The sequence below is a fragment of the Arenibacter sp. S6351L genome (assembly GCF_023016025.1).
GTDB lineage: Bacteria > Bacteroidota > Bacteroidia > Flavobacteriales > Flavobacteriaceae > Arenibacter > Arenibacter algicola_B.
In genome coordinates, this window is sequence record NZ_JALKBB010000038.1 from 19,682 (window position 1) to 34,498 (window position 14,817).

The window sequence follows — 14,817 nt, forward strand, 5'->3', positions numbered from 1 at the left end:
ATAAAACAAATGAAACCATTAAATAAATATATAGTAATTACCATAGGAATTTTAACTTTTTTTCTGGTAAGCTGTGAAAAGCCACTAGAAATTGAACCAAAATCAGAATTTTCAGGGGCTTTTTTGGATACACAAGAAGGTATAGAAGCACTTTTAGCCTCCGCTTATGCCAATCACCAATTGAATGGTTGGGGAGGTGCTGCCGATTATATAGCTTTAAACGAGGGGACAACCGATACGTTTAGAGTTTACTTAGGGGCTTATTTCAACAACACCATGAGAAGGTATCAAGAATTTACCTTTGACGCAGGCCACACGGCAGTTATCGAAGATTATTGGCGTAAATGCTACAGAGCTATAAGAGATGCTAATATCTTGATTGTTGAGATTCCTAATCACCCAAAATTGAGTGATGATATAAAAGACATCTACCTTGGAGAAGCCAAGTTTATTAGGGCATCCGCTTATAGCTTACTTCATGAATGGTTTGGAGGGGTTCCTCTTATTACTGAGACTTCAACAGAACTTTTCCCAGTCCGGGCTTCAGCACAGGAAATTGAGGACTTTGTTATATCGGAATTAAATGTCGCGGCTCCATTGTTGCCATCAACTAGACCTGCAAGTGAATTTGGAAGAGCCACACGTGGAGGGGCTTTGGGCATATTAGCTCATTTTCAATTAAATACTAAAAACTGGGGGGATGCAGCTCAAACTGCCCAGAAAGTAATTGATTTAGGGGTCTATGGTTTATTACCTAACTATGCAGATATTTTTGCATTAGACAACGAAGGAAATATTGAATTGGTTCATACATTCCCTAATTTAGATGTTGCCCCTGTAGGAGGAAATTGGACTCGAAATACGCTTCCTGGAGATTACCCTACTAATGTAGTAAATGCCGCAACCCAATCAGTTGTTCCAATCCCCTTTTACAATACGTTTGATTCTAACGATGAAAGAGCTGAATTGATCGTTACTGAATATATTTCAAGTAAAGGAGTATTCGTGAATTTACTAGATCCTAATGAAGGTCCGGTAGGAGATAAATACAATCATCCTCGAAGTTTTAAGTATCCCATTGACGAAGATTCAGCAGATCCGACGATAGGAGGTCAAGACGTCCCTTACATTAGGTACTCGGATATATTGTTAACGCGTTCAGAGGGATTGGTAATGTCTACAGGTGCAGTTTCTCAAGAGGCATTGGATTTATTAAATGAAGTAAGGGATAGAGCGGGTCTACCTGATTACACGCTTACTGATATTCCTGATCAAGCGACCTATGTAGATAAAATACTTGAGGAAAGAAGTTGGGAGTTCTACAGTGAAGGAAAAAGAAGGTCAGATTTAATTAGGCATGGTAGATTTATTCAAAATGCTTTGGACAGAGGAATTACCATTGCTAAACCATTTCACGTTTTATTTCCTATTCCACAGACTGAAATTGATGCCAATGAAAACCTTGTACAAAATGAAGGGTATTGATTTCATTAACTTTTAGGTTTGTTTACAAAAAATTGAGGTTGTTTAGTTAGTTTGAAAGGAAGTGGTTTTTGAACCAATTATTACGGTAAACTATCCGCTTCCTTTTTAATATCTTCTTTGGAAAAACAAATCACATATCAAATTATAGTTTTAAAGAATAGTATGGCAAGATTCTATTATTTAAGGACAAAGCTTCTGATAATCCTATTTTTAATAAGTTTATTTATAGTAGCCCAGGAAAAGCGACCAAACATTATTTTGATAATGGTTGACGATATGGGTTATTCTGATTTGGGATGTTATGGGGGAGAAATCGAGACTCCAAACATTGATCAGTTAGGTCAAAAAGGGATAAGATACAAGCAGTTTTATAATGCAGCAAGATGCTGTCCTTCACGAGCTGCTTTAATGACAGGATTATATCCGCATCAAACGGGAATGGGATGGATGGCGGCATCAGATATGGGCACTCCAGAGTATCAAGGAGATTTAAATGCAAACAATGTAACAATTGCCGAATTGCTAAAAACTGCTAATTATAAGACTTATATGACAGGTAAGTGGCACTTGACCAATGATAGAAAGGTTTCGGGCAGAGTATCGGATAATTGGCCTAAACAAAGGGGGTTTGATCGTTATTTTGGGATTATTCCAGGGGGGGCAAGTTATTTTACACCTACCCTTTATAGTGACAACACAAGTTATAAAGCTCCTGATGATTTTTATTTAACAAAAGCTATTAGCGATACTAGTGAGATTTATATAAAAGACCATGTACTAAATAATCCTAATGATCCATTTTTTTTGTATGTGGCATATACTGCTCCACATTTTCCTTTACATGCTTTAGAGAATGAAATCAATAAATATAAAAGTACCTATAAAGTGGGGTGGGACAATATTAGGAAATCCAGGTTCGAGAATCAAAAAGAAAAGGGACTCTTTCCTAATGAAACTATTTTAAACCCTAGAGATTCTGAAGTTCCTGATTGGGAGCAGGTTTCTGAGGAGGAAAAAGAAGAATACATTATGCGTATGGCAATTTATGCCGCTCAGTTAGATATTGTGGATCAAGGAATAGGTCATATAGTTCAAACTTTAAAGCAACATGATCTTTTGGATAATACCCTCATTTTTTTCCTAAGTGATAACGGAGCAACCGCTGAGTTTGTAAGTAATGGAAAGAGCAAAACAGTGGATGGATCAGATAATACCTGGGAAAGTTATAGAATTAATTGGGCCAATGTCAGTAGCACTCCTTTTAAGGAATATAAACATTACACTTATGAAGGTGGTATTGCAACACCGTTAATTATTCATTGGCCGGAATCCATTAACTCAGAATTAATAGGAACCTTCACTGAGGACTACGGGCATATTATGGATATTATGGCAACATGCGTTGAGGTATCCGGAGCCACCTATCCGAAAAAAATTAAAGATAGAGTTATTTTACCATTGCAGGGAAAAAGTCTTTTGCCGGTTATACAGGGTGAAATGCGTGAAAGGGGAAAAATTTTCTGGGAGCATGAGGCTAATATCGCTATGCGTGACGGCGATTGGAAAATGGTAGCCAAGACGGAGCCCGGTGAGCAGTTTTCAATGTCTAACCTGCAGCTTTACAATTTGAAGTCGGACCCTACCGAAACAAAGGACCTATCCTTGTTATTTCCCGGGCAGTTGGATAATATGTATCTACAATGGCTTGAGTGGGGAAAGGATGTTAATGTCTTTCCAATGAATTCTTTAGGATATGGTCAGAGAATGCGTTTATATCGCAGAAATATCAATGGCGAATTCGATATGAATTTGGGAGATTGGTTGATAGAGAAATCAGAAACCATCGACGCTGTCATTGAAACTGATCATACAAGCCAAATTAGTGGTAAAAATGCGGCCAAAATTCAAGTCAAGAAAGCCGGAAATGATCAAAAAGACCTGTCAATGTCATGGAGGTATCCTGCCAGAAAAGGTGAAAAATTGAGTATTGCTTTTAGGTCTAAGAGCAATAAACCTTCCAATGTGTCTTTTGGATTAAAAAAAGTCAATTCCACGATTTCCGATCTTGTCCGCAATATTGTGACAGTAAAAAAAGAAATAGAGGATTTTTCACTGCCGGATATAACAATTCCCGAAGATGGGAATTATGAACTTTATTTCCATTTTGGGGGCATGAATAATAATTCAACCGTATGGATAGATGGGGTAAAAATTAAATCAAGCGATAATTAGAATGGGCCCTGTATGTATTTGATGGGTTTTAAGCAGAAAATTAATGTATTATTTAATAATTTATTGAATTTAAACTGGGTAATAAGGTAGTGTTTCATTCAATATTTCCAACCCAATAAAGCCAAATTTAAAAATGAAGAAAACAAGTAAGCAACAGAATTATATTGTTATTATTTATATAAGTCTAGTCATATTGTGTTCCTGTGGAAAGGGGAAGTCGGAAAAGGACACTGGCCATCAGTTGGTGAAAGATGGACGTCCGAATATAATTCTAATAATGTCTGACGATATGGGTTATTCTGATATAGCACCTTATGGAGGAGAAATTGAAACCCCTAATTTAACTAAACTTGCTGAGGGTGGATTGAAGTTTACACAGTTTTACAATACAGCACGCTGTTGTCCGACTAGAGCCTCCCTTATGACAGGATGTTACCCACAGCAAGCAGGGATTGGACACATGACTAATCCCTCAGAAAACCCTGATGGACATAATTTGGGAATATCGGAGTATCAAGGTTTCTTGAGCCGCAATACCGTGACAATCGCAGAGGTTCTTAAAGGAGCGGGTTATAATACTTTAATGACGGGTAAATGGCATTTGGGCTTTGAAAAGGAAGAACAATGGCCTTTGCAGAGGGGGTTTGAAAAATATTATGGTATAGTTGACGGGGCATCTAATTTTTTTCAGCCCACTTATCCTAGAGGAATTTTCGTGGGCAACGATACCATTACAATTAATGATGAGAATTTTTATACCACCGATGCCTTTACCGATAACGCCATTCAGTTTATCAACGACTCTAAAAAAGAGGAGCCCAACAGCCCTTTTTTTCTATACTTAGCATATAATGCGCCCCATTGGCCATTGCAAGCACCCAAAAAGGACATTGATAAGTATCGTGGCAAGTATATGGCCGGTTGGGAAAAATTGCGATCGGAACGTTTCGAACGCATGAGAGAAATGGGACTTATTGATGCTTCATGGAAACTTTCCATTGAGGATGATATTGTTGAATGGGATGCCTTATCCGAGGATAAGAAAAAGGAAATGGATTTACGAATGGCCATTTATGCAGGGATGATAGATAGAATGGACCAGAACATTGGTCGACTGGTTGCCGATTTAAAAGCTAAGAACCTATACGATAACACTATAATAATGTTCTTAAATGACAATGGAGCTTGTGCCGAAGGGGGTATGCTCGGGGGTGGGCCTGCCAGTCAGTTGGAAACTAAGGAAGGTTATTTTTTATCCTATGGAAAGGCATGGGCTAATGCGTCTAACACGCCTTATAAGGAATACAAACATTGGTTGCATGAAGGAGGAATTGCTTCGCCGTTTATTGTTCATTGGCCAGAAGGAATTGATAAGAATCGGCAAGGGTCGATTGTCCGAGAATATGGTTTTCTACCTGATATTATGGCCACTTGCCTTAATCTAGCTGGTGCCGATTACCCTAAAGAATTCAATGGCAACATAATTACACCTATGTCCGGTAAAAGTCTGAAGCCTCTGATTACGGAAGGGGAAACACGTATCCATACCGAACCCATTTTTTGGGAGCATGAAGGAAACAAAGCGGTACGAATTGGAAAATATAAACTTGTGCAAATGTGGGAACAGGATATTGATGATAATTGGGAATTATATGATTTGGAAAATGACCGCACCGAAATTCACAATCTCATTAAAAAGATGCCGGAGCGCGCTAAAGAAATGATTGCACTATATTATGACTGGGCTGATAAAATGGGTGTCCTACCATGGAATGAAGTAAGACAAATAATGAAAAAGAAGAAGGAAGAAAAACATTAAGTAACAAAATCCTTATAAAGAACAAGAACCTGCGATAAAATGAAAACTAAATACTTTTGTATAAATTATGTGAAAACACGGATTTTAACAAGAAAATGGCCTTCTATATGGCATTTGGTTTGTAGCTAAAAACAAGATTTATAATTCTGATTAATTTGGTTTAATTAATATAAATACCCAAATGAAATTTACCTTTAATATTTTATTCTTTTTACTGTGGACATTTTATTCGAGTGCCCAACGAAAACCTAATATAGTATTCATGTTGGCTGATGACTGTACTTCGTGGGATATAGGTGTTTATGGAAATAAGGACTCAAAGACCCCTGCAATAGATCAATTGGCGGAAGATGGCATGATGTTCACCAAATGCTATCAATCAGCACCAATGTGTTCTCCCACAAGGCAGAATCTTTTGACAGGTCTATATCCTGTAAAATCTGGTGCATACCCTAACCATACCAACGTAAATACGAATGTAAAAAGTGTTGCGCAATATTTAAAGCCTTTAGGTTACAAGGTGGCCTTGAGTGGAAAAAGGCATTATGGTCCTAGTGATAATTTTCCTTTGGAATATCTTGGTAAAGCAACTGGCCAAGACGCCGACCCGAATTTCGACAACATTGATGCCTTCCTAAATGAAACATCCAAGAAAGAACAGCCCTTTTGTTTATTTATTACTTCAAATCAGCCGCATACCCCATGGAATAAGGGGGATACTACCCTGTTCGATAAGGCAAAATTAAAATTACCTCCGATTTATCCTGACTTACCAAAAACACGGAGTGCATATAGGGATTATTTGGCTGAGATTAATTATTTAGACGGACAGGTAGCAAGGGCTTTAAGTCTCTTGGAAAAATACAAACTCGACGAAAATACGATTTTTGTGTTCGCAAGTGAACAGGGAAATGCTCTTCCGTTTGCTAAATGGACATGTTATAATGCAGGTCTAAGATCAGCATTGATAGTAAAATGGCCTGGAGTAGTTAAACCTGGTTCCGTATCGGATGCCTTGGTGGAATATAGTGATATTGTACCGACATTCATAGAGTTGGCAGGAGGTAGCCCTTTAACAAGATTGGATGGAAAAAGCATAGTGCCTGTTTTGACACAACAAAAAAAGGAACATAGGAAATATACTTATGGGGAAATGACAACTAGGGGTATAATTAATGGTTCCGATTATTATCCTATCAGGTCAATAAGTAATGGTAGATATAGATATATATTTAACATTTCCTCTGAGGTGGCATTTAGCAATTGGGTTTTTACTGAACCATTTTTTAAGGAATGGGAGGCCGACGCAAAAGTCAATTCCAATACCAGCAAATTGGTAAAAAAGTATAGATATAGACCAGCCGAGGAATTATTTGACGATGATATTGATCCGTATAATCAAAATAATCTTGCTGATGATCCTAAATATTTCAAGGTTAAGGAAGAGCTCAGAAAACAATTGCATGAATGGATGGAAGGAAATGGAGATAAAGGAATTATTACAGAATTATTGGCGTCGGAGCATATGCCGGCAAAAAGATCTGGTTTTCCGATTGTGATTGATACCACTAAATATCAATCTAAAATTATGAAGTCAGCGAGGCATATTAATGTCCCAGTGGATGGGTATTATACTTTTTATCTCAGTGGTAAGGGTAATTTAGAGGTTAACGGCAGGGTAGTTATACCCTTGAATCCTAAAGCCACCTCAAATACGGAAAGGTATGGTGTAATAGGGTTGAAAAAAGGCACTCATAGTATTGTTATTGATAATTCTTTGCCAGATGCTGTAAGATGGAGCGGTCCAGAAACAATTCTGTCCAATTTGTAATAAGAACCATAGAGTGTAATGTAGTGAAATGGGCAAGTACATTTATAAATAATATGTTTTTTCAGGCCATTTATAATTAGACTTTTATATTTATAAATGGAACCGAATTTGTAAATAGTAAATAAACGCTTTACGATCAGGGTATAAAAGCTCCATTTATAGCATGATGGCCTGGTCATGATATTGACAATAGTATTGAATATTAAAAGATTAAACTGGATCTTAGAATAAGACTTAAAAAATAGATGATCGAACAGCAGGATATTCACTTCAGTGTGGAATTTTTTAAAGAACTACCTAAATGGGATAATAGCCGGCCTTGCTTTGTGGAGTTCAAATAGTTCTGATCTTTTGCAGAAATAGCGGTGAAAAATAATTTAGAGTTTGTTGTTTAGTTGTAAAAGGAACAATGGGTGACCGTTGTTCCTTTTTTTTATAGCTAAAAAAAGAGTTTGTATAAAAAATTAGGGATTATGGGGAATTAAAACGAATTTCTAAAGGAATTGTAAAAAAAACATAATTTCATCGGCCTTAAAGGTCTCCCTTATTTTTTTAAATGCTATCCTCATTTGTGATTCCACCGTTTTAACGGATATATCCAATCTCAGGGCTATTTCCTTGTATTTAAGGCCATCCCGTTTATTTAGAAGCAATATTTGCTGGCATTTGGGCGGTAATTGTTGAATCACCATTTTCCGTTTCTTTATTTTTAGTTCAACATTGCCATTTTCCTCATTTGTATGTTCATAGGCCATGCTGTATTTAATGTCATCCAAGATTGTATTTTTCCGTTGATCCTTTCGGTATAAATCCACAAAGGAGTTATAGGCAGTTGTGAACAGAAATCTTTTCAGGGTAGGGCTTTCTATCAAGTCCGGACGTTTTTGCCATAGGATAATAAAACAATTTTGGACAATGTCCTTGGCCTTGTCATGACTGTTGGTCAATGTCTTGGTATATGCCAGTACAGGTCCATAAAGCTGCTCAAATACCAATTTGAAATTCTCTTCCTTCTGCTGCATATAAGTTCAAAAAAACTTCCCGATAAAGTTGTTCAAAGTTAAGCTTGGATGTAAAAAAAATACAAATATGAAAATTATTTTGAGTTTTTTAAGGGTTTTGCATTTTCTATTCGTTTACAATTAGAATACGATAATTTAATAGGTGGTTAATTAAGAATCAGACAAGTTGAAAGAATTAATAGATAAATATTTAAATGACTCCATCAATGGTTTGGAAATGGAGAGACTTAAAGTTTGGTTGGAAAAGGAAAAGAACCAAAAAAAGTTCAAGACCATTTTAGAGAGCCATTATCTGATCAACCTGGGAATACAAGAGGTTGACTTGGACAGGGAATATTCTTTACTTATGGATAAACTAGAAGGCAAGAGCACTTCCAGGAGCCGTTCAGGTTTTGTATGGTTTAAACGAGCTTCGATTTTTCTTGGCCTTCTTGGTCTAGCCTATATGATACAACGGACAACAGCAGGTTCCGACAAAATGGAAGTTAATGGGAATGCTATCATGATTAAACAGGAAAATGGAAATGCTCAGATAATTAAGGAAGACGGCAGTGTGGAAATAGTAGATAACAAGGGCCGAATAATTGGTAAACAAAATGGAACTCAATTGGATTATAGGAATTCTGTTGCTGCGGAGGCAGACAACTTGTCGAATGATATCCTGACCTATAATGAATTGGTAGTGCCGTATGGAAAAAAAATGAAACTGATCCTATCCGATAGCACAGTAGTCCATATTAATTCAGGTACCAGTCTGAAGTATCCCGTTAAATTTTTAGAGAATAAGGACAGAAAGGTCTTTCTGGAAGGAGAGGCTTTTTTTGAAGTGACCAAAAGTAACACCGCCCCTTTTATTGTAAATACGGATAAAATCGATATTCGAGTATTGGGCACCAAATTTGATGTCAGCGCATATCGGGACGATGAGCATGTCAGTACCGTACTGGTGGAAGGTTCTGTTGAGATATCTACATCCGGTCGCAGTACCATAGGTGAAGAAAAATATCTATTGGAACCAGGACAGATCGGCTCATGGAACAAATCGATGGATAATATTAATATTGCAGAGACGGATGTAAACGAATATACTTCATGGATAAACGGGGAGATAATATTTAGGATAAGGCCCTTTCCTGAAATATTAAAAGTATTGGAACGCCACTACAACGTTTCGATTACCAATAATTATAGACTGTTGGACAGGCAACAATTTTTTGCAAAGTTCGATACGGAAAGCATAGAACAAGTATTGACATATTTTCAGAATAGTACTCCCTTTCAGTATACAAGGAACGGGGATAGAATAGAGATCGACCAACCACAATAAATAGCCGCCTATGATTAAACCTTCATTTTAGACTTCACCTTGGAAAATAAAAAAATCGGGATATGCTCCAACATACCCCGACTGTAAAAGGTGATTAAATCATTAACCACAATAACTAATCAAAAGTATGAATAAAAAAAATAATACTTTGGGAATACCGTATATTCTGTTTCCCAAAATCAGCTTAAAAATGAAGTTGACCACGCTTTTTTTAATAATTGCATTGTTCAGGATACAGGCCAGTACCTATTCCCAAAATACTAAGATCACCTTGGAATTGGATGCGGTAAGTATAATGACCGTATTTGAGGAGATTGAAAAACGGAGCGAGTTTAAATTTTTGGGTAATAGGGAAGTTTTGGACAATGTACAATTGTTTTCGGTGCATGTCAAGAAGGAAAGGATCGATAAAATATTGAACGATTTATTTCGAGGTACCGACATTACCTATAGGATATTGGATCGGCAGATCATTTTAAAAAAGGATAAACAGAAATCACTGATATACACACCTCCTGTTCCCAAGTCGATCGAGATCCAAGCGCAACAAAACATTGTTAACGGGACGATCAGCGATAACAGTGGCACCCCTTTGCCCGGAGCGAACATTCTTGAAAAGGGAACCACTAATGGGACCCAGGCAGATTTTGATGGTAATTTTTCGATCGAGGTTTCCGATGAAAACTCCACCTTGGTCATTTCTTACGTTGGATTTTCTACTAAGGAAATTGTATTGAACGGGCAGTCAACTATCAATATTATAATGGAAGAGAGTGCTGCAGCCTTGGATGAAATAGTGGTTGTTGGTTATGGTTCTGTTAAGAAAAGTGATTTAACAGGATCTGTATCTTCTGTAAAAGTAGATGATTTTCAAAAAGGAACTAACACTTCAGTTGATGGATTGTTAAATGGAGTTTCTGGTGTAAATATCATCCAAAACAATGGGGAACCCGGTGGTAGTTTTTCTATTAATGTACGAGGAGCAAGCTCTATAAGTGCAGGGAATAGTCCACTGTATGTTATAGATGGTTTTCCTGTTGATAACTCGCCTGCTTTGGGTAGTGGTGGTGATCCGGGATTTTCTGGAAGTAGAAGTCCGAGAAACCCATTGGCTTCAATAAACCCTCAGGATATTGAGTCGATTGAAATATTAAAGGATGCCTCTGCTACAGCAATATATGGTTCGCGTGGAGCCAATGGGGTTATATTAATAACAACCAAGAGTGGTCAAACTGGTAAGGTCAAGGTATCTTTTCAATCTTCCACATCATTTCAAACAGTATTCAACAGGTTGGATTTACTTTCAGCACAAGATTATAAAAGAATACTCAACGACATTATTGCTGAAGGAGGTGGGAGTCAAGAGGAAATTGTAGGCGATATATCCAATGGAGGAAAAGGTACAAATTGGCAAGAGTTGGTAACGAATGACTTGTCATTGATGCAAAATCATCAAGTATCCTTTACGGGAGGTACTGATGCTACAAAGTATTTTATGTCTTTAAACTATGTAGATCAAGAGGGTGTTGTAAAATCGACTGATTTTAATAGATATGGTCTGAGGTTTAATTTAGATTCAAAAGTTTCAGATAAATTTAATGTAGGATTAAACTTATCAGCCTCCTATACGGAAAATACATTCGTCCCCAATGGTTTTAGTACCAACGAAAATGCAGGAGCTCTATATTCTGCGGTAAATTTTGATCCTACTCTACCGGTCAAGGATGAAAATGGGGTCTTTGTGATTTCACCAATTTTAAGTATAGATAACCCTATGGCTTTAATTGATGGGACGTCCTCAAATTCAAGAAATAACCGAATTCTAGCATCAGTTACTGGAGAGTACGCATTTACAGATGCGTTAACTGCTAAGTTGAACTTGGGAGGCGATATGGTTAATGAAAACAGAAAAAATTATATAAGTAGACTCACTAAAAATGGTAGTAATAGCGGTGGTATAGCAGGAAATTATCAAGGCGAAAACGGTAGTTATTTGGCAGAGTTTACTTTAAATTATAATAAAACCTTCGGTGAAGATCATGTATTGGATTTGTTGGGGGGAACGTCATATCAAAGATTTTCTTCTGCAAATAGTGCTCAAAGAGGTGATGGATTTCCCAGTGATGCAACAGGAGCCAATAATATGGGTTTGGCAAACTCACAAACATTGGTTTCAAATAATTCAGTATCGGGTAATCGTTTGGCATCTTTAATAGGTAGAGCTAATTATGGCTACAAGAATAAATATTCCACAACATTAACAGTAAGACGTGATGGTTCTTCCAGATTCGGTGCCAATAACCGGTTTGGAACATTTCCTTCGGCAGCCGTGGCATGGAAGGTATCTGAAGAAGATTTCTTAAAAGACAGCGAACTGTTCAACTTCTTAAAATTTAGAGGCAGCTGGGGGCAAACAGGTAATCAGGAAATAGGAAACTTTGCTTATCAATCTACCTTTGGGGGAAGCAGTTCTCCCATTTGGGATGGAATGCCCGTAACGGCCACTCAGCCACTTAGGCAACCCAATCCTGATTTAAAATGGGAACAAACAGAACAGATTAATGTGGGTCTAGATTTTGGTTTATGGAACAATAGAATTAGTGGGTCTTTGGATTATTATACAAAAACTACATCAGATATGCTTTTTGATTTTCCAATTCCAGTATCAACTGGTTTTAATAGTGTCTTGAGAAACATTGGAGAAATCAAAAACTCTGGATTTGATATATCAATCAATTCAAAGAACATTACTACACGTGATTTTCAATGGACTACCAATGTTACGCTTACCACCATGAAAAATAAAGTGGTTGATTTAGGGGGAATTCCGGAAATTTATTCTGGTGGCGATTTTTTGCATGTTTCTCAAATAGGCATCATTAAGCCAGGGAATCCTTTGAACTCATTTTTTGGCTGGGAAATAGAAGGTGTTTGGCAACAAGGCGACGATTTTTCCACCACAAAGGAAAACGTAGAGCCGGGTAGTCTTAAATATGTCGATCAAAATGGTGATGGGTTTGTAAATGGTGATGACCGCGTCATTTTAGGTAATTCTTTTCCAGATTTTCAATGGTCTATGGGGAATACCTTCAGTTATAAGAACTTGGAACTTTTTGTGTTCTTTGAAGGTATTGAAGGTATTGAAATGCTTAATGGAAACTTGATAGAGAGTTATTTTCCTATTAACTTTAGGAGAAATAAATTTGCAGAAGATTATTTAAATAGATGGACTCCAGATAATCCAACTAATGAGTATCCGTCTTTTGTTGATCCTCTTTCACAGGGCAGAAAAACTGTTAACTCAAAAACAGTTCAAGACGCATCTTACTTTAAGTTGAAAAACATTAAGTTAACTTATAATATACCAGATAATATAAAATGGTTTCCGTCGGGACAATTTTTTGTATCTGTTGACAACTTATTTGTAATTAGTGACTATGACGGTATTGATCCGGCATTAAACCCAAATAATAATGCCACACTTAGGGTTGATTTTAATTCATACCCAAGTGCCCGAACTTACACCTTTGGTTTTAGAATAGACCTTTAATAATTAAATTCTTTGAAAATGAAAAAATATATAAAAACATTCTTTCTGCTTATTTGCATTTCAGGATTGTTCATGGCTTTTGGTTGTGAATCTATTTTGGAAGAAGAAAATAAATCGCAACTTTCACCTGATAACCTTCTGAATTCGGAATTGGGAATCACAACTGTTATTGCCAATGCCTATTCAGTTTTAAATGATCTGATTTCCTCAAGAAATCATGTGAAACGGGAAGAAATGACAACTGACATTCTTTGGCAAACGGGGGGTGGTGAAAATGGTACCGCTGTAAGTTTGATTGGGTTTTTATGGGATTCCAATGCTACATTAGAAGCCTTCGACTGGGGCAGATATTGGAATGTAATAAGGGATGCCAATACCGTATTGGATAATATTGAAAACGTTGGTGATATCGATGATGCCAAAAAACAAGGCCTTATAGCAGAAGCACGATTTTTACGTGTTCAGGCCTATTACATGCTTTATATTCAATATGGCACTCTGCCAATTAGAACCAGTCTGTCGGATCCGCAACAGCTTGCTAGATCTAGTGATGAAGAGTTTAAAACTTTTATGGAAACTGAGTTTTTGGCAGCAATCTCGAATTTACCCTCGCCAGGAAAGGAATTAAATTATGGTCGTGTGAACACTGGAGGGGCAAAAGGATTATTGTGCAAATGGTACCTAAATACCAAACAATGGCAAAAATGTCTGGACATAGCAAATGATATTATCGATGATGGAACTTATAGTCTATATCCATCTTACTTTGATTTATTTGCATTGGAGAATAAGCATAATTCCGAATTTATGCTGGTTAGAACTTCTTTAGCAAACGAACCTAATTCTGTTAATTTTATTGCTACAGGCTTACCTCCAGGGTATAAGGTAGGACTTGATGGAGGTATGGAAAACGCCGTGAATAATACTTGGTCAAACTTCGCTTCTCAATACAGACTGTATGATGAGTTTTATAATTCATTTGAAGATGGAGATACAAGAAATAGTAGAATACTTACAAGGTATATACAGGGAAATGGAAATGAAGTTAATTTATTGGCAACCCCCAATAATACTAGGGCCGTCAAATACCCACCTGATCCTGCAACACAGGGCGAACGCCATGGTAATGATTTTCCCATTGTTCGGTATGCGGATATACTATTGAGCAAGGCGGAAGTATTAAATGAACTTAATGGACCAAATCAAGAATCCGTTGACTATATTAATATGATACGTAATAGGGCAGGACTAGAAGATAAATTGTTATCCGACTTTCCGACAAAAGATAGTTTAAGAGATCATATCTTGGATGAACGTCGCTGGGAGTTTTGGTATGAAGGGCATAGAAGAACGGATTTGTTAAGAATGGGCAAATTTATTGAATCTGCCATAGGTCGAGGATATAGTGCACAAGAAAAACACAAATTGTTCCCAATTCCTCAGGGAGAAATCGATGCTAATCTATTGATGGTTCAAAACCCAGGATATTAATCTTTTATTGGAATATAACCTAGGGATGGGGGGATAAATATAGATTTTATTAGAAAAAAA

Annotated in this window: 8 protein-coding genes; 7 read left to right on the forward strand and 1 reads right to left on the reverse strand. The window is 37.0% G+C overall.

Going from position 1 to position 14,817, the window contains the following annotated elements:
• Positions 1 to 9: 9 nt before the first annotated feature.
• From MWU82_RS21880 to MWU82_RS21895, 4 genes are all read left to right on the forward strand, one after another.
• Positions 10 to 1,485 carry a RagB/SusD family nutrient uptake outer membrane protein gene (locus tag MWU82_RS21880; RefSeq protein WP_247097923.1) on the forward strand — a complete coding sequence of 492 codons (1,476 nt, stop codon included), beginning with the start codon at positions 10 to 12 and terminating at the stop codon, positions 1,483 to 1,485.
• Positions 1,486 to 1,647: 162 nt separating this feature from the next.
• The gene (locus tag MWU82_RS21885; protein WP_247097924.1) at positions 1,648 to 3,717 is read left to right on the forward strand and encodes an arylsulfatase; all 2,070 of its coding nucleotides are present in this window, start codon (positions 1,648 to 1,650) and stop codon (positions 3,715 to 3,717) included.
• 133 nt (positions 3,718 to 3,850) lie between these two features.
• Positions 3,851 to 5,536 carry an arylsulfatase gene (locus MWU82_RS21890; RefSeq protein ID WP_247097925.1) on the forward strand — a complete coding sequence of 562 codons (1,686 nt, stop codon included), beginning with the start codon at positions 3,851 to 3,853 and terminating at the stop codon, positions 5,534 to 5,536.
• A gap of 181 nt (positions 5,537 to 5,717) precedes the next feature.
• Positions 5,718 to 7,367 carry a sulfatase gene (locus tag MWU82_RS21895; protein ID WP_247097926.1) on the forward strand — a complete coding sequence of 550 codons (1,650 nt, stop codon included), beginning with the start codon at positions 5,718 to 5,720 and terminating at the stop codon, positions 7,365 to 7,367.
• A 494-nt stretch (positions 7,368 to 7,861) separates the two neighbouring features.
• Here the strand turns inward: MWU82_RS21895 and MWU82_RS21900 are convergent, their stop codons facing one another.
• Positions 7,862 to 8,389, reverse strand: a complete 528-nt coding sequence (locus MWU82_RS21900) for a sigma-70 family RNA polymerase sigma factor (protein ID WP_247097927.1) — start codon at positions 8,387 to 8,389, stop codon at positions 7,862 to 7,864.
• Positions 8,390 to 8,555: 166 nt separating this feature from the next.
• Between MWU82_RS21900 and MWU82_RS21905 the strand changes: the two genes are divergently transcribed.
• The 3 genes from MWU82_RS21905 to MWU82_RS21915 all read left to right on the forward strand — a co-directional run bounded on the left by MWU82_RS21905 (position 8,556) and on the right by MWU82_RS21915 (position 14,757).
• Positions 8,556 to 9,716: a FecR family protein gene (locus MWU82_RS21905; RefSeq protein WP_247097928.1), complete on the forward strand. Its 1,161-nt coding sequence runs from the start codon at positions 8,556 to 8,558 to the stop codon at positions 9,714 to 9,716.
• Between the two features lie 127 nt (positions 9,717 to 9,843).
• A complete protein-coding gene (locus MWU82_RS21910; protein ID WP_247097929.1) occupies positions 9,844 to 13,266 on the forward strand; it encodes a TonB-dependent receptor in 3,423 nt (1,140 codons plus the stop codon).
• Between the two features lie 18 nt (positions 13,267 to 13,284).
• Positions 13,285 to 14,757, forward strand: a complete 1,473-nt coding sequence (locus tag MWU82_RS21915; protein WP_247097930.1) for a RagB/SusD family nutrient uptake outer membrane protein — start codon at positions 13,285 to 13,287, stop codon at positions 14,755 to 14,757.
• Positions 14,758 to 14,817: the final 60 nt, after the last annotated feature.

Coding starts and splice junctions, on each gene's coding strand:
- MWU82_RS21890 (WP_247097925.1), top strand. CDS start 3,851: ATGAAGAAAACAAGTAAGCAACAGAATTATATTGTTATTATTTATATA.
- MWU82_RS21880 (WP_247097923.1), top strand. CDS start 10: ATGAAACCATTAAATAAATATATAGTAATTACCATAGGAATTTTAACT.
- MWU82_RS21895 (WP_247097926.1), top strand. CDS start 5,718: ATGAAATTTACCTTTAATATTTTATTCTTTTTACTGTGGACATTTTAT.
- MWU82_RS21885 (WP_247097924.1), top strand. CDS start 1,648: ATGGCAAGATTCTATTATTTAAGGACAAAGCTTCTGATAATCCTATTT.
- MWU82_RS21910 (WP_247097929.1), top strand. CDS start 9,844: ATGAATAAAAAAAATAATACTTTGGGAATACCGTATATTCTGTTTCCC.
- MWU82_RS21915 (WP_247097930.1), top strand. CDS start 13,285: ATGAAAAAATATATAAAAACATTCTTTCTGCTTATTTGCATTTCAGGA.
- MWU82_RS21900 (WP_247097927.1), bottom strand. CDS start 8,389: ATGCAGCAGAAGGAAGAGAATTTCAAATTGGTATTTGAGCAGCTTTAT.